This window comes from Cytobacillus mangrovibacter, from assembly GCF_042865275.1.
In the GTDB taxonomy this organism is placed as follows: Bacteria; Bacillota; Bacilli; order Bacillales; family Cytobacillaceae; genus Cytobacillus; species Cytobacillus mangrovibacter.
In genome coordinates, this window is sequence record NZ_JBIACJ010000012.1 from 1 (window position 1) to 19,982 (window position 19,982).

Genomic DNA, 19,982 nt, shown 5'->3' on the forward strand with positions numbered 1-19,982 from the left:
GCGTACCCATGTGTTGGAATAGATTCACATAATATGAAAGTAATGTTAGGAAGCGTGTCGAAAAATATTTTTTTGACACCCCACCAACGGGTCAAACCGTTGATAAATCAATATTTATAGAGGGAGGGAAAATAATGGATTTCGGTTTATGGTCTTATTAAGGGAGAACTCAGTTAAGAAGTATGCCCAATATCGTCAATCGTTAGAAAAAAGTTTAAGTGGAAATAAAAGTTACCAAGTTTCTCTTTATGATTCTTTTTACTTTGAAGAAAAAGATGGAGAGGTATATGTAAAGTTTAAAGACTATGGAAAGGTATTTCATGAAAATCAATTTGAGCGAGTCTACATTATTGATTTAGATAAAGATATTCTATTAATAAAGAATACTAATAATAGAACACAACAGGAAATAAAAAGAGCTTAGGGCAAAGCGGGACAAGTGTTTGAGGGAGATTGGGCAGAGAAGTGAGGAGATATCAACCTAAATTCGAACAGGTATATTAGGGGAATAAGGTTATAAGAAAGAGCGGTTGGAAAATGACTGATTTAAAGAAATAAGGTAAAATGTAAATAGTGTTGAAATATCAATCGTCAATACAATAATATGATCTCTCCTCGGAGAGAAGTTAGCACCATAGGGCAAAAATAAGTCATCTGATTGACGCTAATCATTCAAAGGAACTTATTGTAACTAACCAAAATTTCTCACCGACAACATAAAAAACCTTTCCGATTTCTCCTTCGAGTGAGAAAAAAGATTTCGTAAAAAAGCGTGAGAAAACCAGGCTTATCCCTTGCGGGATAAGCCTTTCTTCTTTTTGTAGACTCGGAAAACTTTCTTCTAATTGGAGTAAAAGAGTGAATAAAAGCGTGAAAAAAGAGCGGGGAATAATGAGAAAACGAGAAGAAAAGTGGGTAAAAGCGGGAGATTTCGGAAAACTTTATTATCACAGCGAACGAAGGAATGCGGGTTTGGGTGTGGTAAATCGGTGGGCTTTTTTAGCGAAGTACATAGTAGAACAGAAAAAAGAGAAAAAATTAAAGTTTTTCTCTTTTTTGCTAAGGAATAAGGGCTTAGGAAATACTTGGAATTATCATATGATCGGCCTATAATACAATTACAATTTAATTTTTTTGGAGTAAAAAAATGAACTTAGATAATAATGAAAAAGATACTATAATAAGTGCTTTAACCGAAAGCCATCCCATACTTAGGAAACAACTTGATTTAAGCCAGCAAGATTTAGCAAAAACTCTTTGATTGCAGAAGACCTGTTAAGAGATAATCCTATATTAAATGATATGTTAGCCTTGTTTTCATGTCATCAAAGAAAAAAATAATGAAGGTCAAGGAGGATATATTTTGGATAAAATAGTAAACTTAAAAGACATAAGGGATAAAAAAAAAGCCATAGATAAAAGAAAAATCCATTATCAAGGAACAGAGAATGATATGTTAGATTACTTAAAAGAAGAGTTTGACCTAACTTTATCAGAAATACAGAAACCAAAAAAAGGAGTGGATAAGAATGGGGTTACCAAATAAAGGTTTAAATCAAGGGCAACAACTACTTAAAGGAATGATAGAATTTGGAGAACATATTGTAAAACCTTTTATTTCTCTTGGAGGAAAGCAATTACAAAGAGGCGGTAAAGGCTCAAACGAACTAATGAAACTTAGTGTAGATACTTTAAAAGCATTAAAGAAGATGAAAGATGGGCTAAAATAATATCAAGTACATAATAGAGGTTACAAAATAACCCTCTTATTATTTGTCTTTTCTTATTACAAGTCACAGATTAATTTCTGTGGCTTTTCTTTTATGTGACAGTTGTTCGCAAATTGTTTATATATTGTAATTTACCCAAAATTCCCATAACTGAAATTACCGACTTTTACAAAATAATATCAACCTTAAATAATAAGAATATTGCTAAACCGAAGGTTTCCTGATTGATTTCAGTAGATCTTCGGCCTTTTTTTGCCTGAAAAAGATAGGAAGAAAAAGGCGAGAAAAGCAAGAGAAAGAACATGAAGAAAAGCGTGAGAAGGCAATGACATCATGGATTCACAAAGAAAAGGAAGGAGATTAAGCAGGAGCAAAAGTGGGAAAGAAAGATGGAAAACCAGTCTTCCATCCTTAAACCTTGATCCTATTATACTTGTTATTATTATGTCGATTTCAGTGAAAAATCGTTACACAAATGCTGAAAAAGGGTGAAAAAAGCGGGAACGTTATTAGTATTTAAGAAAGTGTAGAAGTAAGGTTTAAGGAGGAAGGGAGTGGGAAGGGTATTAAAATTTGGGGACATAGTAGAGGGTAAGTAATAAGGAATGTAAGATAAGTGGTAATTTTGCCCACCAATATAGATTGGCTAAACACTTTATTGAGTAACCAGATATAAATCATGAAAAGGTGTCACTTTATATGTTTAGAGGAGAGGTTATTTTCAAGAACTATGTCATAGACAACAGTAGGGGGATTAAAGAATGAAAGAGAATATATACTTTGTATCTATAGTTATAAAAAGATTAGATTTTTCATACGAAATTGAAACGCAATTTAAAGGATTATCTGGACACATTACACACGATGTTTATGTACTCCCAAAAGGAAAAAGACTGCTTTTAGAAGAGTTTGAGGAAAAAGTCGTTAGAGATCTTTATAATTCATTTCTTTGTACGATGTTCGATGGGCAAGAACGATACTTAGAAAATATTAATGAAAATATAATAGATAACTGGTTTGGGAGTGATGGAATACCCAAAATGGTCATGACAACAGAACAGTAAGAGAAGTTTTTGATCAAATTTGAATGTATAAGGAAGAATATAAAAAAATAAAAATGGAAGTTATTTCGGAATATGATCAGATACAAAAATCGTTTGAAAATGGTTTCAAGGATGCATTTTCAGTTGCCAAAACAATAACCATTCCTACTAAAGAAGAATATGAACAAAGTTTCGAAATGGGGATTGAACCATTAGAGTTTAAAATAAATCAAATAAATGATAAATGTATTTTACAAAAATACAATGAGCATTTTGCACAAAAGTCTTATTAAGTAGAAATTTGAAGGTAAATTCCAGGGTAAATATTGTGGAGCGATATTAATATCGACTCTTACACAATAACAACGTTCCTTAAATAAAAAGAACGTGTTCCCACCTAAAATTCTTTAGGATTAAAGAAAAAAGTCTGGTCAAGACTGAGGGGGACAGGGGCGATTATGTATCTCATTATTCAACCGAATCAGAATCGGGAACGTACCATTGATACGTCTCGGTTCTTTTTTATTTGAAAAAACGATGATTTGTCATGGTGGATGTGGGATGCATGTAAGGATAAGGAAAACTTTATTTATCTTGCTTTACATTTGGAGAGAGAAAATGTATGGGGAAAAGATGTTGATACTATTGAAAAGCTCTTTTCTGAGACGGAACAGGCATAAATGATTTGTATATTGACAGTTTAAAGAAGCAAGCAATCCTTCTGAAAAAGTTTACAAATTTTGAATTACAGTTAAAAGAGGAAGGAATTGAGCAGTTTGCTAAAATGGCCCATCTACTTAGTAGAGAATATTTGGAACATCATATGACATCAAAGGAAATTAATCAGTTCATTTCGTAATAGATTAGGAGTATCTAATTAGATGTTTATTGGAATCGTTAGGTATAATAAATATTTTTTCTATCTTAACATAGTGATATAATACCAATTAGGGGTAATTGTTACTTAATACCCAAAATTTATTATATTTATTTACAAGATAGGAGAAGAATACCATGAAGAAACTATCAGCAGTACTTCTTGTATTTTCGTTACTAATTAGTGCCTTTTTAGCAGTTCCAGTTGCCGAAGCACAATCCAAATTTAAGGATGTAACGGACAAACATTGGGCAGTAAAAGAAATTGAATTTTTATCAGGGAAAAAAGTTATTCAAGGATATCCAGACGGTACATTCAAGCCAAATGATAATTTAACCCGCATGCAAATCGCTTTAATGGTTTCAAGAGAAAAGAATTATAATTTAACAGACCGCTCGGATCCTAAATTGAAAGATATTAATAAGGGACAAACCAATTATAATGTCGTTTCTGCAGTTATGGCAGAAGGGATTTTTAAAGATGTTGTAAATAATAATCAGTTTAAGCCAAATGCGTATGTAACAAGAGCGGAAATGGCTTCTATTATGGCAAGAGCCTATAATTTAACTGGGGGATCATCCTATCAGTTTAAAGACGTAACATCGAAGCATTGGGCATACTCATATGTTCAGGCAGTAGCTACAAATCAAATTACTATTGGATATAATGATGGAACTTTTAAACCCGATAATTTATTAACCCGTTCACAATTTTCAGCAATGATGGCAAGGATTTTAGATAAATCTTTTCGTTCGCCATCAAAGATCAATAGAGAAACGGTTATCAATTCAATGGTAAGCAACTATGAATATGCAAAATTAAGCAATACAAGTGCAAGTTTTAACGCTTGGAATCCAGGTAGTATTCATAGTTATCAAGTATTAATGGATTTACAAAACCCTTCAAATATGGTATTTACTATCAAAGCATGGAGTGACCCAAGCGTACCAAACTCTGATCGAATTCCTACAAGCGTAAACAAAGCATTGCAAATGATGATTCCATCAGGTGCATCAACCATCTATGGAATTGTTAATAGCGTTGCGAAAACTGGTTCATCCAGTGATCTCAACAAAGACTATTCATTCGATGGATACAGCGTTAAGGTTAAGTTTAATGGATCAGCAATCTTGATATATTTCACCAATTAATCTATTAATTTAGAGATAGCTTTTCAGGCTATCTCTTTGTTTTTCTTCAAAAGGATTGAATAACGGCTAATTTTAAAGAAAGAAAGTCGAGAAAAGAGGGAATTTGTCGAAAGAAGGAAGTGAAACATAGGCATCCAATTATCAACAATCAGACAATATCGAGGGAAATTAATCAGTCCATTTCTTTTAGGATTAGAAGTGTCTAATTAGATTTATAGTTGAAATCATTAGATAGACAATAGATAGTGTTTTGTTAAAAGGTAACGCAAGATTATCTGTTAATCAATAATTTTATTGATGTTTATTAGATGGACTTGTTATTGTGTATATGCCGAAAATGCTTAGTGTTTGCGAATGTTTGTTTCTGTTGTTATCTTTCTCATTAACTTGGTGATCTACCAAAAACCACAAGTCAAGCTCTTCTAATTGTTTAATCTGCTTTGTTAGATCATTCCCCAAATCAAATCTTTGACCAATCTCAACCATATTCCAGATATCTAATATATCTGCAACTACTGTTAAAAATCCTTGGGTTGTTTCAATTTATGTCTTTCGGTATCCAAGTTCTCCCCTATGTAATTCAAGTTCGTACCAAATGTAAATAAATAGAATCCGAACGGAGAGAAAGCGGGGGCTGACAACTATGTATGTAGACTCCATAAGGATCGGGAAACATACCTGTTGGTATGTCTCGGTTCCTTTTTATTTGAACAAATATTGAATAGAAAGCAAAAAGTCCACCCCATATCTTCGTGCTATTTTTCTGATATTCCCTCCTCCTGCTCCTTTACTCCATATTCTTTTGCTCTGTTCAGTTCCCTTTTCTTCAAACATGAATCCAGAAACGTTTCAAAATCATCTTCTTCTGTTATTCAAACTTAGACTCTTACGTACCGTTTGGTACAAATTTAGTTATCAATGGCTAAGGAGGAATAAGGAGTAGCAGAAATAGTAAGTGAAAAATTGGTATAATGTTTAAAAAGGTGGGTGAGGAAATGAAAGCAGATAAAAAACTGATTAAGGAAATTGGGGGATTTGATACTGCCTTTGCTGATGGCATCTATGCTGTTCCTCCTAATCCGAAAGAACCGAGAGTAAAAGTAAGAGCTTTGTGGGATTACTGTAAACAAAAAGGAGTAGAACCCAAAGATTTAAGTCGAGAAGAAATAGAAGAATTTCTTGAATACTAAAAACGAGAGTGTATAAGCGTTATTGTCAACATTGGATCGGGTAGCGTACCATCGGTACGCCATTCGGTTCTTTTTTTGCATAATAAAAAAGTGTGAAAGGAAAAAGCGTGATAGGAAGGTTTGGGTTGAATGGGGAATAAGTTGTGAATAACGGAAATGAAGCGGGAAAAAGGGAATGGGAAAATGTGAGATATCAACAAGTTATACACAAAATAGGGCGATCAAAGAGAAAAAGCGGAAGAAAAGGCTGGACAAACTATATTCAATTACAAAGGATGGTAAAAGGGCGTGAGGATAAGCGGGAGAAGGGATGGAGTGGGGAAAGGGATTGCCCAAGGATTTTTATGGCAGAACAAAGTAGAAGGTAAGGGTGAAGGGAAAACATAATTGGTAATTTTATCTACATATTTAATAAACTAATCACTATAAAAATTCATCCGATATTAACAATAATAAAGAAAAATTTAATGTTGAATGAATGCAAAAATATTTAATCATTCCAAGAAAAAGACATTGAAATTTGGAAGCTCACTAAGTAAAAAGGAAGGATTTTTATGACAATAATAAATTTTAAAATACCATATAAAAAAACAATTCTTACCTTATTAGAAGAAAACCCTGAGTTATACCGAGCATTTAGGTGGACAATTGTTTATGGATTAGCAACACAGAAACACATTAAAGACTATATTATTAAGAATTATGAAGAAAATAGAGTAGCATTTTTTCAGTCTTATAAGGAAAGTGATTTCGGTTCAAAATCACACGACTTTTCATTTTTTACTTCTGAAACGCATGATATGATTATAAAAACCGCAGGCATATTGGCTTGGGCAGAAAAAAATAACCAGTATTCACTGGTATTATCCATGATTCAAAAGGGATATAAAGTGTCCTGGAATTATGTCAAACGTACTAAAGAAATAAATGTTATTAATTTTGATGCAGAATTAAGGAGTTCAAAATCAAAGCCTCTAACAGAAGATGAAATTAGAATGAGAATAGCCATGGGGTATTCGTTTGTATTAAGAGAAACCAGGATTGTTTTCTTCATGGAGAAAACATAAAGTATGTTCCTATGGATTATGTTTCGATTATTATTTCAAATTTTCTTGACTATATATCAAGAATTTATGATTTATTTCATTGGGAGAAACCAGAATTGGATATTTCACCTAATTCATCAAAAATAACGGAATTGAAGCAGAATTTGAAAGTACACAAGGGAACTCAAAGCAGTTTACGCCAACACATACTCTATATACAAACTTTAGAAATGGAAGAGATAGCAGGAAGGAATCCACCAGATAAATTTAATAAAGAAGAATATGAAAACTATGCGATAAGCAGATCAGATCAAATATTATTTAATGGAAAAACACGAACAACATTTCCTTTAAGGGAATGGTTAGAAGTATCGGGTATTGAATCAGATGATTTATTGGAGCAGTTTTGTCCTACCAATACTAACTATTTGAAATTGTTTAGTGCAGTGGATTATTATCTTGAAGAATCTTACATTAAAGATGAAGAAGTAGACCTATTAGTGAATACTTTGCTAATTATTTCTGCTTTAGCAGAGGAATATAAAAAAACTAAGGTTAAATACTTTTCAGAGCATAGTGAGGAATGGGAATATTTATTGCAAGAAAAGGAGAAGAACTGGAAGTTAGTTCTGCAACAAAAAGAAGTAGGGTGGAAGGAAAAGGAAATAAAGTTTAAACATCATCAGCAAAGAGTGGAAGAGGAATTAAATCGCTTTAAAAATGAACAAAAGGAGTTAGAATGGTTAAAACTCCAATTAGAAGATTGATTGAAAAACTTTCAGCAAAATAAAAAAGAGTTGGAAGCGTTAAGGACATTTGTAAATCATCAAAACATTGAGGCTGGTTCAGATAATTGCTCATTTGAAGAGAGAGTCCTATTCTTAAAGGAAAAAAATATAGTTATAATTGGTGGTCATCCAAACTGGCAAATAAAATTAAAGGAAATTTTCCCCAACTATATTATTGTAGACGTAGAAAATCTTAATCGGGATTTAAGTTTTATTGGTCATGCTGATGCCGTATTTATTAATACAAATTTCTTATCCCATTCACTATATTGGAAGGTAATGAACCAAATGAGTAAAAATGAAGTTCCGCTACATTTCATGGAACGCACGACAAATATCGAAAGGATTGTAATGCATTTATATGAAATGCTAAACCCAGTTGTCACTTCATATCGGAGCGTTTAAAATTAAGGACATCGCTTCCTTATACAAGAGTTGTAGTAATTCTAATGATATAATTCAACTTGAAATAAGATTTTAGTTTTATGGATATAAGTTGTACATATCTTATTTAATGACAATAAAAAGGAAAATGGTACAATAAAATAAAATAAAATAGTAGAGATGTTAAGTGCGGGTAACACTAACTATCTTTACATTGGTTTCTTCTCAGTAAGAAATCAGCACCAAGGGAACTAAGTCACCCAAAATGGGCCGCTCAGTAATGAGTGGTCTATTTTTTATTGGAGGATCGAATTTAAGAGCAAGGTGTAGAAATCAACAGAAAATCCACAGAAAACAAATATAGCCATATTGCTGAAATAATAACTGGTAAAAAATAATTTACATAGAAACCATATAAATTGGAAAAATAATAAGTTGGAAAATCGGGCATTCTAACAGTGCAGTAGTGGTACTACATTGCAAATGATTAGTTTAGGAGATGACATAAAATGCCTGAATCAAATCAAATAATTCGAATAGATGGAAAAGATGTGTTTTTGGAAGTGCTAAATAATGCATTCCAAATTGGAAAAATTCGAATTAATCTTTTTGAATATGACGTGACTAAGGATAAGGGTGAACGAATAAAGAAGGAAATTTCTGTTTACGTAAACATTGATAAGTTCTTGCTCCTTGCCAATGACACTTTAAATGGAAGAATTAATGCCTTAGCTACTAAGGCAAGGGAAGAACAGCAGAAAGGTAATTATAAATACTGTAAGGAAATTTAGAGTGATATGGGTGGCAGACCATCACATGTATTAAAAGAAAAAGGCGAGGAGCGACCTGATGGAAAAAGTCTATTTCGACAAATGAAAATAACTCCTGGTGATAAATTCCATGGATTGTTTCCACAGAATCAGGCCCAGGTGAGTTGACCGAAACAGGACTAATTGTGCCGAGATACACTGGAAATAAACCAGAAGTGGTGGTACGAGTACCAATGACAAACGATGACTTAAAAAGGATGGTTCTCATTGTAAAGGCTCATATAGAAGGTTATTTGGGTTCGCAATATTAATTAAAAGCATAGCATGTAACTTTATGATCCATTATATTATTGCCTTTTTCGCATATAACATAGAAATTCACAAAAGCAGGAGGAGATTTCTATGTTTATAGGTCAAGAACATAAGGGAAGGTTTGACTGTCTTTTAAAGCAAGATGGTACTTACCACATGGATGTTGAGAGAAAAGCAATGTTTCACATTTTTGCAGGGATTAGCGAATTGATGGACAAACTTGATTTTTTCTATGACTTCTCGGATAGAATGATTCGGATTGAGGGCTTTGATGAAGTAAGTCTGTCCAGTAGTGCAAAATCGTTAGTAAAATTGGGATTTAATCTATACAATAATTACCCTTGTGGTACGGTGGTTGATTTGTTTGGAAATTTGGATGAAAAGAATCGGAAGTTGGCATTAAATGCAATTCAACTTAGATTTAAAATGGAGTAACATGGTTTATTGACGTAATAGGAGAAGTTAGTTTATGATGAAATAAATACCAATTGTTAAATAGGAGAAAAATAATGGGGATATTAATTGAAATGCCTCACAATTTTATAAATGGAAAATTAAGGCTCAGACACAATCGTGTCTGAGCTTTTCTATTTTTTAATGATGTTATCTTGGCAACGATATTGCATTTTATGAAAGGGAGGATTCGATATGAAGAGGATTATTGCTAAATTAGACTCAAAGGAATATATGCAAAATATGGTGATAGGTATTTCCAGTAATATATTAATTTTAATTCTTGGGCTTGCTATTGGATACATATTTAAAAATTGTTTATTTTAATGTGACTAAAAGGAGGGGATTTCAAATGTTACTTTATCATCCATTACACAAGACTTTCGATGATTTTAAAGAGGTGTTTGAATATTATTTCGATAATGAAAGTGGTGAACTGATTGAAACCGATAAGGAACTTTTACCTGGGCATCTAATCTTTATTCGGGATATTGCAGACTACGCAATTATTGTTACAAAAGTATGGGAAGAAGATGGAAAAAGGTACTTTTCTCACGATACTGCTGAGAGACTTATAGTTCGAGCAAGAACGCCAAGGGGTCGATAGGTACTGAATGGCTTATAAAATTTCCCTTCTTAATGCTTACCGAAGGATATGTACGTTAGCCGTTTGTTTCCCAATCAGCATTTTTAGCCCTTTGAAAAAGAACATAAATCAAAATCATACAGGTGGAGGTGTGAGTTTGTGGATTCCTTGGATGGAAAATTCATGAAGGAGAAATGGGAAAGAGAAAACAAAGAATTTTATAAGGAGGTTTTGCTTGATTTTTTGCGGGAAGGTACAGAACTCGATTCTTCTTTTGTACATTACATTGTTCAAAAAGTGGAGTTTACACAAGAGGAAATCCATGACATTTGGAAAGAGGCTAATGTTGATATTACAGGAAAGAGTAGGAAAATTGACGGGCTTTTGTGTGATTACAAAGATTATATCACTGACCTCGAAGTGTCTGCATTCGAAACGATGGTTTTGTTTCATATTCGAACTTACTTGCAGAAATTTATGTATTTGCTGAATGAAGAACAAAAAATTGAGTTAGAGAAGTGTGACGAGATGCTAAAAGAAAACGCTGATCAATTAAGAGAACACGTAAGGGAAATTTATAATTTTTCCGAATCAAAAGAACCCGTTGATCAATGGTGGTGGCATCTCAATCGCTTTCGAAAAGGTGGAAAAAGTGCTAAGTGAATAAGGATATGGATATTTCTTTATTTGAACAAAAAGAAACAGAACAACAGTTCATTTTTACAATTAGTGATTCAATTGTGTTAGAGCAATTGTATGGGTTCTTGAAGTACCAGTTCTTACTTTATAATCAAGAAGAACCATATAAGGAATGCTTTGACTCTGTATTAAAGCGGATTTCTGAATGTGTCTCATTTAAAGATATAGAGGAAATAGCGGAAGAAAAAAGTTATCCATGTTTTCAAAGGAGTGTTATCGATGATGAAATAGAGGAAAATGATTGGCATTGGTTAAAGGTGGAATATTCGATATGGCTAATGTTTGCGGAAGGAAAGATATTTATGGAAGCCTACAATAATTTTTTAAGATTTATTGAACATCAAGTAAGAGTTTCAGGTTATAAGTGGTCAATCTCTGGGGCGTTTCGGTGCTTTATACATTAAATTTCAAGTTCCGTTCTTTATGTAAATCTAAACGGGGGGATGAATGTATATGAGAATATTATCGTTTTACACTACCAAAACCTTTAAGCTAATAATGGAATTTGATAATCAAGAATATCGATTATTAGACATGAAAGAATTATTGCATGACGAACAAGGTTTATTGAAAGACCTATGTAATGATATAAATTTGTTCTTGACGGCAGAACTGGATCAAGTATCGGGAAGTATTCGTTGGAAGAATGATGTGGACTTTGAGAGCAGTCTCTTGTATGAGGAAAGCCAGGATTTGGATGAAATGTTGATAAAAAATAGGAGACTCCCCAATCCAAGAAATCCTCGAAAAATTACAAGAGTCCCAGAAGATTTCCAAAGTAACATCTCAAAAGAGAACGAGAGACTAATCAAATTTTTAAAGGAAAACAAATGATACAAATGGTGAAATTGATTTTTAATTACACCCAGAGACAACAAAATAATAATCAAAACAAGATAATCCTCCCACATAGTTCAGGAGGATTTTTATTTATTAAGCATTTATTTAATATATTACACCAAAATTTTCACTGGCACAGCCATGGCAAGTATTTGGGTCAAAGCGGTGTTCAATTGCAATTTTTCCCCCGCAGTATTGGCACTTCCAATATTGCCTTTTTCGAGAACTGATTGTTTTCATTAGTAGATTGAGAATTGCTTCTTGTTGTTCCCCTTTGCTTAATTTTTCTAAATCCGCCCATTTCAATGTATGTTTTTTATACATATAAGGAAAAGGGGTATGCCCATCTAACCACTTGGTAGCTTCGAATCCAAATTCCAGACCTTCATGAGTTGCTCTAATATAAACCACTGGTTCATCAGCAAATCCTTCTAATTTAAAATATAGGGGGCAGTCCATTATTATCTTCTCTTTATCGTTTATTGAACATTGATCGTATAGGAGATAAATCCATTCATTAGCCTTAGTTTTCAATGGTTTCATATAGTTCAATCCTCTTATCGTGATCATCTCTGTTATTATAACATCCCCATATAATTATTTCCTTATGGATATTTATTCCTATCATAGTACAAGGGTTTTGTATATTCTTGTCGAATAACTTTAAAAGGATAGGTAGATTAGGACTTTAGGAGTTGTTATTTAGATGGCGAAACATGGAGACAGTGGCTTGGGTTATGAAATTGTAAAAGCCGTAATAAGTGGTGAAATAACGGAGCCAATTACATATGAGAAAATAAAACTTTTTTGCAAGAAAAATAACATAGATGCAACTGAAAAACATATGCGAGTAATTCTGCCTAATGCAAGTGAGAATAACCATAGTCCGACATACAAGAAATATTTTGAAAGAGTAGGGTGAGGGCAATACGTGGTTCTTCCTGAATTTAAAAGTCAAAGGCAATTCTATTGGCTAAATGTTGATTTAACAGGATATGAATGGACATTTTCGGATATCAAGGTTGGCAAGACCCAAACGTATTCAAATTTCAATCCTGATGGGAACAAACGCAAAAATCCAAGGTGCTTTTAAGAAATTAAAGAGGGAGATTTGGTAGTCGCCTATGAAACGGGTGAGGTAAGGGCAATTACTACTCTGTGCAAAGTGGCCGATAAGTACGAAGAGGAAGATGAAATCTTTGTAAAGTTTCAAAAAATAAGGGACTATGATAATTTTTTAGGATTGGATATTTTAAGAGAATCAGAGGCATTAGAAAACTGTGAAGTAATTCGGTTTCACAGAGGAACATTATCTCAGCTTGAAAAAGAGCATTATGAGATTATTGTACAAATGCTCGAAGAGTTAAACTCAACTGTAGATACTGAAGAAGAACTGTATCATGCAGTTAAAAAAGCAATGATGGATGACAAAAAAGAGAGAAAAGCACGTTTAGAAAGCAGGAACTCTATTTATCCAGATATTTTTGAGGTGAAAACTAAGGCTTTCAGACGTAATGCTGTTGTCATTGCTGAGGTTTTAATTCGAGCAAATGGAGTTTGTGAGAAATGTGGAAAGGAAGCCCCGTTTAAAAGGGCATCAGACGGTAGTCCATATTTAGAAGTTCATCATAAAGAAAGATTGGCAGATGGTGGGGAAGATACAGTTGAAAATGCAATGGCAGTCTGCCCAAATTGCCACCGAGAGTTACACTTCGGTTGAGACAAACACATGGTTTTTTATGATCAGAAAAGGTGGAGTTAAAATATGATTGGAATAGAGTTTTTCACAAAAATAAAGTTGCTTGGCATTGAATCGGGTGTTGTAGAATTCAGTTATGCTTCATCTGATTTTGTACCAGTCATTCTCATTGAATTTTATGATGAAGATACAGGTTTTAATTACGTTTTAGAATCAATTATTTTGGGAGAGTTTTGTCCTACTAAAGAATCCTATATAATAGGCGATTTTAATTTAAGTCGTATAAAAAATAGTGACGGAGCAAAAATGGCAAAAAAGCTACTTGTTGAAAAAGGAAAAACTATGGAAATTGAATTAGTATCTAAAGCAAAAAAATTTGCCCAAGAAATTAGAGAACGCTCAGGCATTCCTGTAGAGGTTATCCCTAAGCTAAAAGGAAGCCCAGAAGTTGCTACAGAGTACGACCAAAATATGTGTAATGCAGGTCAAGTCTTGGGAGGCATATTTGATGATTATTAATAGATTATATCGTGGGAGCTGATGAATTATGAACAGGGTAATAGGCAAGAAATACATCCCTCTACATAATTATTTAAAGAAGTCAGCATTAGAGCATATTGTATTGCCTTTCAGTGAGATTGAACATATTATAAATGCTCCATTACCCCAATCTGCATATAACTATTAAGCATGGTGGGTAAACAGTGAAAAGGCCCATTCCCATGCTTCGACGTGACTTGATTCGGGTTACTTGGTGAGAAGTGTTAAATTCGGTGATTATGTAGAGTTTATTCGAAAAGGAAATATAGTTGTGCAAATTCAAACGGAAGTCGAAAAAATTCAGATAGAAAACAGTAACGAATTATTTAATGAAGAGATAGATTATATCAAAAGTTTATCTAATAAATTAGAAAAAATCAGGGTATCTCTAACAGATGATATACCATCTGACTTTGCCAATAAAGGTGTAATTGAACAATTTGAGGCGATGAAAGGCTTTAGAAGAATCATAGGTAATATAGATAATGATTTGAGCTTTTTAGGTTGCTTGTTAATTAAAGGGTTTTTTATTCAAAGACATTCATGATCTGGTTTAAATATGGCAATGAAAGCCCAAGGTTCACCAGGATTGGATGTTGATGAAACAACAAGTGATGGAAAAAGTATAATTGGCGAATTGAAAACAACGTATCCTTATAAAGAAAGTGATCTCGGTGCTAATCAAAAAAACAATTTCATCAAGGATTTTGAGAAGTTAAAACAAAATGAAGCTGATTATAAATACTTTTTTGTAACTGAATCCAAGACATTTGAAATTGTTCGGAGTAAATATATTCAATACCTTAAAGGTGTCAATCTTGTTTTATTGCCACAAGCCCTTTCAAATGACGAGTTTGTTATCACTTACTCTTAATAAAGCAGATAATAGGTTGGAGATGGTGTTTCTACTATATATCCAACCTATTTTTGTGACCCATGTTTAGCTTGCTATGATTAGAAGCCACTGTTAGCCATTCAATTGCTAAATAATACTGCAAATTTTTCCTTTATAATAAGTATACATAGATTAAGAGGGAGAGATTACTCATGAAAATTGAGATAGGAGAATCATTAATGCTGTCGTGGCTACGTCATGTGAAAAAGTGTCAGTCTGTTCAATTGAATTGGAAGCCTTCTATTAATCATTGGGAATTATCAAACGAAAGAGAAATTGAATTAATTATGCAGACGGTTAATGCTCATTACGAGGAGAGGTATTCATTCAATGTTTTCAAGAACAATAAGTCCTATATGCAACTGCTTCAACAAGGAGAATTAGATGCCCTTGGTTTGCATATACAAAATGGTGTCATAAAGGATATATATGGGGTAGACGTGGCATTTCATGAAGCAGGATTAAATTATGGTAGCAAAATTGAAACGTTAGAAAGAGTTATAAAGAAGATTGTTCGAACAGCTATGCTTTTATTTGGTTACTTCAATATGAGAAAAGGAACAATTATTTTTGCATCACCGAAAATCAATAATGCTGTATATGAACCGTTACAATCCTCTGTAAAGGAATTGGAAGGACTTTTTAAGTCAATGGAGCTCGATTTTGAAATTGAGTTATTAGCAAATGTGAACTTTAAAAGTCAGGTATTAGATCCAGTGCTTCAACTATCTTCATCGGTAGCTGATACATCAGAATTATTTCTGAGAAGTATTCAAATGTACAATATGTTTTTAGCTTCTGAAACTACTTCACTTTCAGAAAATCATAACATTGTAAAACCAAATACGAAGGAATTTACGAATGGATCTAATGAAATTCCGATAGCTGTATTTGTTCGTGATACCTTCACAAAACTAATTAGTCAGAACAAACTGTCTAAAGAAAAGATCTATCATCTATGTGATACCCGATATAGTAAGGAAACTTTTATGCTTCCGTACCCATTGTTGAAAAAAGTGATGGATGGGACTGGAGTTTCGGCTCAACGGAAGATAAATGGGAGAGATCGCTATTATGCAAATCCAATAAAGATACATGAAGAAAAGTATCTGCTGTGTAATCATTGGGTTGAGAAAAGCAGGCAACCATATAAGTTATGGATTGATAAATTAAATTAACATATAAAGCTGTTCTTCATGTTGCCCGTATTATTAACAGATTAATAGAAAGCTAATGAGGTGACTTGAATGAGACAGTTTATCATCGATGGTTCATGCAAGGAAATTGCCATGGGAGCGAGAAGAGTAGAAGTTGATGGATTAGGGTTTATTAAAACTCATCAATACTTTTCATGTAAGAGCTGATTCTGTATTGGCTGAAATATATGCCTTTGACTGTACGTTGCAGTTGATTCAGGACAAGGGAAATACAGAACGTCATTTTGAAATATATATGGATAACCCGTTGGTTCATAAACTATTTGTTGAAGAATTGTATGATTCTGCTAATGATTTGTTTAAAGAAGCAAGCGATCCTTCTGAAAAAGTTCACAATGTTTGAATTACAGTTGATAGAGGAAGGAATTGAGCAGTTTGCTAAAATGGCCCATCTACTTAGTAGAGAATATTTGGATCATCATGCGACACCAAAGGTAATTAATCAGTCCATTTCGTTATAGATTAGGAGTATCTAATTAGGTGTTTATTGGAATCGGTAGGTATAATAAATATTTTTCCCATCTTAATATAGTGATATAATACCAATTAGGGGAATTGTTACTTAATACCCAAAATTTATTATATCTATTTACAAGATAAGGAGAAGAACACCATGAAGAAACTATCAGCAGTACTTCTTGTATTTTCGTTACTAATTAGTGCCTTTTTAGCTGTTCCAGTTGCCGATGCACAATCCAAATTTAAGGATGTAACGGACAAACATTGGGCAGTAAAAGAAATTGAATTTTTATCAGGAAAAAAGGTTATCCAAGGATATCCAGACGGTACATTCAAGCCAAATGATAATTTAACCCGCATGCAAATCGCTTTAATGGTTTCAAGAGAAAAGAATTATAATTTAACAGACCGAACAGATCCTAAATTGAAAGATATTAATAAGGGACAAACCAATTATAATGTTGTTTCTGCAGTTATGGCAGAAGGGATTTTTAAAGATGTTGTAAATAATAATCAGTTTAAGCCAAATGCGTTTGTAACAAGGGCGGAAATGGCTTCTATTATGGCAAGAGCCTATAATTTAACTGGGGGATCATCCTATCAGTTTAAAGACGTAACATTGAAGCATTGGGCATACTCATATGTTCAGGCAGTAGCTACAAATCAAATTACAATTGGATATAATGATGGAACTTTTAAACCCGATAATTTATTAACCCGTTCACAATTTTCAACCATGATGGCAAGAATATTAGATAAATCCTTCCAAGTATCATTAAAGCCTACTCCACAACCATCAGGTGTGGATAGAGAGGCAGTTATCAGTAGTCTTGCTTCCAATTACAGTTACTTGAAGATTAATAGCACAAGTGCAATCTATAACCCTTGGAATCCGCAAGATCGTAGTATGTATTCTGTAGCGGTGGACTTAAACAATCCAAACAGCATGAACTTTACGATTAAGGGATGGTCAGATTCTGCTTATCCACAAACGAATAATGTCGCTCCAAGTGTGAAATACGCATTGCAACAAATTATTCCATCTGGTGCTTCAACTATTTTTAATATAGTAAATGGAACAGCGATTAATGGTAGTCATAATGGATTAAACAAATCATACTCTTACAATGGTTACAATGTGAAAGTAACTTTTTCAGGAAGTGCAATTCGAGTGTTTTTCACAAAATAATAATTAGAACAAAGAGGTCGTCTTAAAGCGATCTCTTTGTTTTTCCACCTACATAGAACTTGTTCTTAATATAAATTCCATTTTTTTATATAAGATATAGAATTTGATTCATCCACCAAAGGATTGAATAACGGCTGAATTTTCAAGAAAGCAAGACGAGAACTGAGGGAATTTATCGAAAGAAGGAAGGGAAACACAGCCATCCAATTACTAACAACCAGACAATATCGATGGAAATTAATCAGTCCATTTATTTAAGGTTTAGAAGTGTCTAATTAGATTTATAGTTGAAATCATTAGATAGACAATAGGTAGTGTTTTGTTAAAAGGTAACGCATGTTTTTCTGTTAATCAATAAATTTATTGATGTTTATTAGATAGACTTGTTATTGTGTATATGCTGAAAATGCTTATTGTTTGCGAATGTTTGTTTCTGTTGTAAGATATAATAAAAATTTTCAATAGGAGAATCTACAATGAAAGTAGTGATTTCACTTAAGAAATGGGCAATTTCATATCATCAAAAAAGGCACTTAGCATCTAACCGATGTTGATGTGACTTTTTTAAATTCAGTTTTATAGACGACAGCATTAGAACAGATGAATAGGAGGAGGAAGCGAATACTAAGTATAAGCAAGTTACGCACGATAAAATATAGCAAAACGGTTCTATAGTGTTTAAGTACATAGTAAATCAAAAGGTGCAAAAATGAATGAGAAGAATCGCCTCCAAGTCCACTCGATCTATGTATTACTGAGTTGCCAATTACGCCAAAAAAGTTCACTACTCCCCGGTACATCCATCAATTATTTAAAGAAATTGTCCACTATCCCTTATATGTGAATTTGATATCATATATTTCATTTGTTGTCCAATAGACATTGTATAATTCTTTTTTCATCTCCCATTAGATATATGAGGTAAATAAAAAAATTTTAACTGACAACTTTTGCTGGTTATTGAAAAGCTGTCTGATATCATTCAAATCTTAATAGGAATAAGGTAATTGGTTTGATTATTGTCAACATATATATAATAGGTACATTAATCTGTAGATGATTGGTGAATTTCCGAGTATTAGAATAATTTAATAAGAAAGAGTCAATTACCACTATAAAAAGTGTGGAGCAACTTTAATAGGAGTTAAGAAATTATATGAACACTGTTTATTCAGGACTTACGCTGAGATCAAGCCTTTACAATCAATGAATAATTGAATTCATTTAAAGGATATTAGGCAGGTTACTATAAGAAAGTAGATGTGTTATTACCTACAGGAATAGCGTTCTAATTCTTAACTAATTCTCGTAATTCCCATTATTTAGTGATATTCTGAATTTATATGAATTATTGAGGATGATGAAAATGCCATTATTATATTTAAAAGTTGGTCAACCAGTATTCATCATTGAAGATAACAATATTTATGAAGCTAACATAACAAAAATTTTTGACAAGAAAAGAGTAGAGGTTATTGCTGATGACATCTATAAGACAATAAAAACTTATGATGTTGATTGGTTTTTAACACGTAAGAAAGCAGAAAAGGTTTTAGCAGGGATTTTGGAGATTGAACGAAGAAAAGAACGAGAAATGCAATTGGCAACACAAGAAGATAAAGACCCGTTTCATGATGATTTTTATGACTGTGATTTAAAGGAATTTACATGTGTTGATTGTGAATTTGGGGAGGAACTTGATTATAGCCAACAATTACAAACAGGTAAGCAATTGCTCTGTAGAAAGTATTGGAGACCTGTGATGGGAAATGAAAATAAAAATTGCACTTATTTTAAAGTGCAAGAACTTTTGCCAATTAAAATATATTATGGTGGCTCTTTTTCACCGAAATAACCATTCTAATTAACATTATATCCTATAACTAAAGAGTAAATTTAATATTAGAGGGTATTTCATCTTTCCTATACTTGAAATAATGATAGGATTTTCACTAAACGTTTCTGCAATAGGAGGTGGGAATGCTTTTTCACTAAAGTGAGCAGGTTAGTGGAACAAAGAGATTATAGGAAATGAAAGACATCTCCCTTATGTTTTCATGACTCTCATCTATTACTTGGTATAATTTCTTTGCATATCTTGGTTATAAACTTGA

At 32.9% G+C, this 19,982-nt stretch carries 30 protein-coding genes; 29 read left to right on the forward strand and 1 reads right to left on the reverse strand.

Annotation, left to right across the window (positions count from 1 at the left end; all coding sequences use genetic code 11):
- Positions 1 to 148: 148 nt before the first annotated feature.
- From ACFYKT_RS18115 to ACFYKT_RS18205, 19 genes are all read left to right on the forward strand, one after another.
- Positions 149 to 424, forward strand: coding sequence for a hypothetical protein (locus tag ACFYKT_RS18115; RefSeq protein WP_389222444.1), 276 nt, complete (start codon positions 149 to 151; stop codon positions 422 to 424).
- A 939-nt stretch (positions 425 to 1,363) separates the two neighbouring features.
- Positions 1,364 to 1,546, forward strand: coding sequence for a hypothetical protein (locus tag ACFYKT_RS18120; protein ID WP_389222446.1), 183 nt, complete (start codon positions 1,364 to 1,366; stop codon positions 1,544 to 1,546).
- On the forward strand, positions 1,530 to 1,730 hold the full coding sequence (locus ACFYKT_RS18125; protein ID WP_389222448.1) for a hypothetical protein: 201 nt from the start codon (positions 1,530 to 1,532) through the stop codon (positions 1,728 to 1,730). Before ACFYKT_RS18120 ends, ACFYKT_RS18125 begins: the two co-directional genes overlap by 17 nt.
- A gap of 333 nt (positions 1,731 to 2,063) precedes the next feature.
- Positions 2,064 to 2,222 carry a hypothetical protein gene (locus ACFYKT_RS18130; RefSeq protein WP_389222450.1) on the forward strand — a complete coding sequence of 53 codons (159 nt, stop codon included), beginning with the start codon at positions 2,064 to 2,066 and terminating at the stop codon, positions 2,220 to 2,222.
- Between the two features lie 269 nt (positions 2,223 to 2,491).
- Positions 2,492 to 2,794, forward strand: coding sequence for a hypothetical protein (locus tag ACFYKT_RS18135; protein WP_389222452.1), 303 nt, complete (start codon positions 2,492 to 2,494; stop codon positions 2,792 to 2,794).
- 23 nt (positions 2,795 to 2,817) lie between these two features.
- Complete coding sequence (locus ACFYKT_RS18140; RefSeq protein ID WP_389222454.1) at positions 2,818 to 3,066, forward strand: hypothetical protein; 249 nt, start codon at positions 2,818 to 2,820, stop codon at positions 3,064 to 3,066.
- Positions 3,067 to 3,458: 392 nt separating this feature from the next.
- Entirely contained in the window at positions 3,459 to 3,632 is a 174-nt protein-coding gene (locus ACFYKT_RS18145; protein WP_389222456.1) for a hypothetical protein, read from the forward strand.
- Positions 3,633 to 3,787: 155 nt separating this feature from the next.
- On the forward strand, positions 3,788 to 4,801 hold the full coding sequence (locus ACFYKT_RS18150; protein WP_389222457.1) for an S-layer homology domain-containing protein: 1,014 nt from the start codon (positions 3,788 to 3,790) through the stop codon (positions 4,799 to 4,801).
- Between the two features lie 995 nt (positions 4,802 to 5,796).
- Positions 5,797 to 5,991, forward strand: coding sequence for a hypothetical protein (locus ACFYKT_RS18155; protein ID WP_389222459.1), 195 nt, complete (start codon positions 5,797 to 5,799; stop codon positions 5,989 to 5,991).
- A 143-nt stretch (positions 5,992 to 6,134) separates the two neighbouring features.
- The gene (locus ACFYKT_RS18160; protein ID WP_389222461.1) at positions 6,135 to 6,359 is read left to right on the forward strand and encodes a hypothetical protein; all 225 of its coding nucleotides are present in this window, start codon (positions 6,135 to 6,137) and stop codon (positions 6,357 to 6,359) included.
- 186 nt (positions 6,360 to 6,545) lie between these two features.
- A complete protein-coding gene (locus tag ACFYKT_RS18165; protein ID WP_389222463.1) occupies positions 6,546 to 7,058 on the forward strand; it encodes a hypothetical protein in 513 nt (170 codons plus the stop codon).
- Positions 7,059 to 7,153: 95 nt separating this feature from the next.
- On the forward strand, positions 7,154 to 7,804 hold the full coding sequence (locus tag ACFYKT_RS18170) for a hypothetical protein (protein WP_389222465.1): 651 nt from the start codon (positions 7,154 to 7,156) through the stop codon (positions 7,802 to 7,804).
- Positions 7,805 to 8,230: a hypothetical protein gene (locus ACFYKT_RS18175; RefSeq protein WP_389222467.1), complete on the forward strand. Its 426-nt coding sequence runs from the start codon at positions 7,805 to 7,807 to the stop codon at positions 8,228 to 8,230.
- 488 nt (positions 8,231 to 8,718) lie between these two features.
- Positions 8,719 to 9,000: a hypothetical protein gene (locus ACFYKT_RS18180; RefSeq protein WP_389222469.1), complete on the forward strand. Its 282-nt coding sequence runs from the start codon at positions 8,719 to 8,721 to the stop codon at positions 8,998 to 9,000.
- 381 nt (positions 9,001 to 9,381) lie between these two features.
- Positions 9,382 to 9,726 (forward strand): DUF6075 family protein, encoded by a 345-nt coding sequence (locus ACFYKT_RS18185; protein ID WP_389222471.1) that lies wholly within the window; start codon positions 9,382 to 9,384, stop codon positions 9,724 to 9,726.
- Positions 9,727 to 10,096: 370 nt separating this feature from the next.
- Positions 10,097 to 10,351, forward strand: a complete 255-nt coding sequence (locus ACFYKT_RS18190; protein ID WP_389222473.1) for a hypothetical protein — start codon at positions 10,097 to 10,099, stop codon at positions 10,349 to 10,351.
- Positions 10,352 to 10,513: 162 nt separating this feature from the next.
- A complete protein-coding gene (locus ACFYKT_RS18195) occupies positions 10,514 to 10,993 on the forward strand; it encodes a hypothetical protein (protein ID WP_389222475.1) in 480 nt (159 codons plus the stop codon).
- Positions 10,990 to 11,433, forward strand: coding sequence for a hypothetical protein (locus ACFYKT_RS18200; protein ID WP_389222477.1), 444 nt, complete (start codon positions 10,990 to 10,992; stop codon positions 11,431 to 11,433). Before ACFYKT_RS18195 ends, ACFYKT_RS18200 begins: the two co-directional genes overlap by 4 nt.
- A gap of 49 nt (positions 11,434 to 11,482) precedes the next feature.
- The gene (locus ACFYKT_RS18205) at positions 11,483 to 11,863 is read left to right on the forward strand and encodes a DUF2442 domain-containing protein (RefSeq protein WP_389222479.1); all 381 of its coding nucleotides are present in this window, start codon (positions 11,483 to 11,485) and stop codon (positions 11,861 to 11,863) included.
- Positions 11,864 to 11,974: 111 nt separating this feature from the next.
- Here the strand turns inward: ACFYKT_RS18205 and ACFYKT_RS18210 are convergent, their stop codons facing one another.
- A complete protein-coding gene (locus ACFYKT_RS18210) occupies positions 11,975 to 12,412 on the reverse strand; it encodes a hypothetical protein (RefSeq protein ID WP_389222481.1) in 438 nt (145 codons plus the stop codon).
- 163 nt (positions 12,413 to 12,575) lie between these two features.
- On the opposite strand from ACFYKT_RS18210, the gene ACFYKT_RS18215 reads away from it, so the two are divergent.
- From ACFYKT_RS18215 to ACFYKT_RS18260, 10 genes are all read left to right on the forward strand, one after another.
- Positions 12,576 to 12,791 carry a hypothetical protein gene (locus tag ACFYKT_RS18215; RefSeq protein ID WP_389222483.1) on the forward strand — a complete coding sequence of 72 codons (216 nt, stop codon included), beginning with the start codon at positions 12,576 to 12,578 and terminating at the stop codon, positions 12,789 to 12,791.
- A gap of 174 nt (positions 12,792 to 12,965) precedes the next feature.
- Positions 12,966 to 13,589, forward strand: a complete 624-nt coding sequence (locus ACFYKT_RS18220) for an HNH endonuclease (RefSeq protein WP_389222578.1) — start codon at positions 12,966 to 12,968, stop codon at positions 13,587 to 13,589.
- A 45-nt stretch (positions 13,590 to 13,634) separates the two neighbouring features.
- Positions 13,635 to 14,087 carry a hypothetical protein gene (locus ACFYKT_RS18225; RefSeq protein WP_389222485.1) on the forward strand — a complete coding sequence of 151 codons (453 nt, stop codon included), beginning with the start codon at positions 13,635 to 13,637 and terminating at the stop codon, positions 14,085 to 14,087.
- 28 nt (positions 14,088 to 14,115) lie between these two features.
- Entirely contained in the window at positions 14,116 to 14,256 is a 141-nt protein-coding gene (locus ACFYKT_RS18230) for a hypothetical protein (protein ID WP_389222487.1), read from the forward strand.
- Between the two features lie 123 nt (positions 14,257 to 14,379).
- On the forward strand, positions 14,380 to 14,655 hold the full coding sequence (locus ACFYKT_RS18235; protein ID WP_389222489.1) for a hypothetical protein: 276 nt from the start codon (positions 14,380 to 14,382) through the stop codon (positions 14,653 to 14,655).
- A 12-nt stretch (positions 14,656 to 14,667) separates the two neighbouring features.
- Positions 14,668 to 14,982, forward strand: a complete 315-nt coding sequence (locus ACFYKT_RS18240; protein ID WP_389222491.1) for a hypothetical protein — start codon at positions 14,668 to 14,670, stop codon at positions 14,980 to 14,982.
- A 173-nt stretch (positions 14,983 to 15,155) separates the two neighbouring features.
- Complete coding sequence (locus tag ACFYKT_RS18245) at positions 15,156 to 16,181, forward strand: hypothetical protein (RefSeq protein ID WP_389222493.1); 1,026 nt, start codon at positions 15,156 to 15,158, stop codon at positions 16,179 to 16,181.
- 317 nt (positions 16,182 to 16,498) lie between these two features.
- Positions 16,499 to 16,681 (forward strand): hypothetical protein, encoded by a 183-nt coding sequence (locus ACFYKT_RS18250; RefSeq protein ID WP_389222495.1) that lies wholly within the window; start codon positions 16,499 to 16,501, stop codon positions 16,679 to 16,681.
- Positions 16,682 to 16,833: 152 nt separating this feature from the next.
- Positions 16,834 to 17,868 (forward strand): S-layer homology domain-containing protein, encoded by a 1,035-nt coding sequence (locus tag ACFYKT_RS18255; RefSeq protein WP_389222497.1) that lies wholly within the window; start codon positions 16,834 to 16,836, stop codon positions 17,866 to 17,868.
- Positions 17,869 to 19,234: 1,366 nt separating this feature from the next.
- On the forward strand, positions 19,235 to 19,723 hold the full coding sequence (locus ACFYKT_RS18260; protein WP_389222499.1) for a hypothetical protein: 489 nt from the start codon (positions 19,235 to 19,237) through the stop codon (positions 19,721 to 19,723).
- Positions 19,724 to 19,982 lie beyond the last annotated feature (259 nt).

Coding starts and splice junctions, on each gene's coding strand:
- ACFYKT_RS18210 (WP_389222481.1), bottom strand. CDS start 12,412: ATGAAACCATTGAAAACTAAGGCTAATGAATGGATTTATCTCCTATAC.
- ACFYKT_RS18240 (WP_389222491.1), top strand. CDS start 14,668: ATGGCAATGAAAGCCCAAGGTTCACCAGGATTGGATGTTGATGAAACA.
- ACFYKT_RS18155 (WP_389222459.1), top strand. CDS start 5,797: ATGAAAGCAGATAAAAAACTGATTAAGGAAATTGGGGGATTTGATACT.
- ACFYKT_RS18230 (WP_389222487.1), top strand. CDS start 14,116: ATGAACAGGGTAATAGGCAAGAAATACATCCCTCTACATAATTATTTA.
- ACFYKT_RS18185 (WP_389222471.1), top strand. CDS start 9,382: ATGTTTATAGGTCAAGAACATAAGGGAAGGTTTGACTGTCTTTTAAAG.
- ACFYKT_RS18195 (WP_389222475.1), top strand. CDS start 10,514: ATGAAGGAGAAATGGGAAAGAGAAAACAAAGAATTTTATAAGGAGGTT.
- ACFYKT_RS18150 (WP_389222457.1), top strand. CDS start 3,788: ATGAAGAAACTATCAGCAGTACTTCTTGTATTTTCGTTACTAATTAGT.
- ACFYKT_RS18205 (WP_389222479.1), top strand. CDS start 11,483: ATGAGAATATTATCGTTTTACACTACCAAAACCTTTAAGCTAATAATG.
- ACFYKT_RS18135 (WP_389222452.1), top strand. CDS start 2,492: ATGAAAGAGAATATATACTTTGTATCTATAGTTATAAAAAGATTAGAT.
- ACFYKT_RS18190 (WP_389222473.1), top strand. CDS start 10,097: ATGTTACTTTATCATCCATTACACAAGACTTTCGATGATTTTAAAGAG.
- ACFYKT_RS18225 (WP_389222485.1), top strand. CDS start 13,635: ATGATTGGAATAGAGTTTTTCACAAAAATAAAGTTGCTTGGCATTGAA.
- ACFYKT_RS18125 (WP_389222448.1), top strand. CDS start 1,530: ATGGGGTTACCAAATAAAGGTTTAAATCAAGGGCAACAACTACTTAAA.
- ACFYKT_RS18260 (WP_389222499.1), top strand. CDS start 19,235: ATGCCATTATTATATTTAAAAGTTGGTCAACCAGTATTCATCATTGAA.
- ACFYKT_RS18255 (WP_389222497.1), top strand. CDS start 16,834: ATGAAGAAACTATCAGCAGTACTTCTTGTATTTTCGTTACTAATTAGT.
- ACFYKT_RS18130 (WP_389222450.1), top strand. CDS start 2,064: ATGGATTCACAAAGAAAAGGAAGGAGATTAAGCAGGAGCAAAAGTGGG.
- ACFYKT_RS18115 (WP_389222444.1), top strand. CDS start 149: ATGGTCTTATTAAGGGAGAACTCAGTTAAGAAGTATGCCCAATATCGT.
- ACFYKT_RS18140 (WP_389222454.1), top strand. CDS start 2,818: ATGTATAAGGAAGAATATAAAAAAATAAAAATGGAAGTTATTTCGGAA.
- ACFYKT_RS18250 (WP_389222495.1), top strand. CDS start 16,499: ATGATTCTGCTAATGATTTGTTTAAAGAAGCAAGCGATCCTTCTGAAA.
- ACFYKT_RS18215 (WP_389222483.1), top strand. CDS start 12,576: ATGGCGAAACATGGAGACAGTGGCTTGGGTTATGAAATTGTAAAAGCC.
- ACFYKT_RS18165 (WP_389222463.1), top strand. CDS start 6,546: ATGACAATAATAAATTTTAAAATACCATATAAAAAAACAATTCTTACC.
- ACFYKT_RS18245 (WP_389222493.1), top strand. CDS start 15,156: ATGAAAATTGAGATAGGAGAATCATTAATGCTGTCGTGGCTACGTCAT.
- ACFYKT_RS18180 (WP_389222469.1), top strand. CDS start 8,719: ATGCCTGAATCAAATCAAATAATTCGAATAGATGGAAAAGATGTGTTT.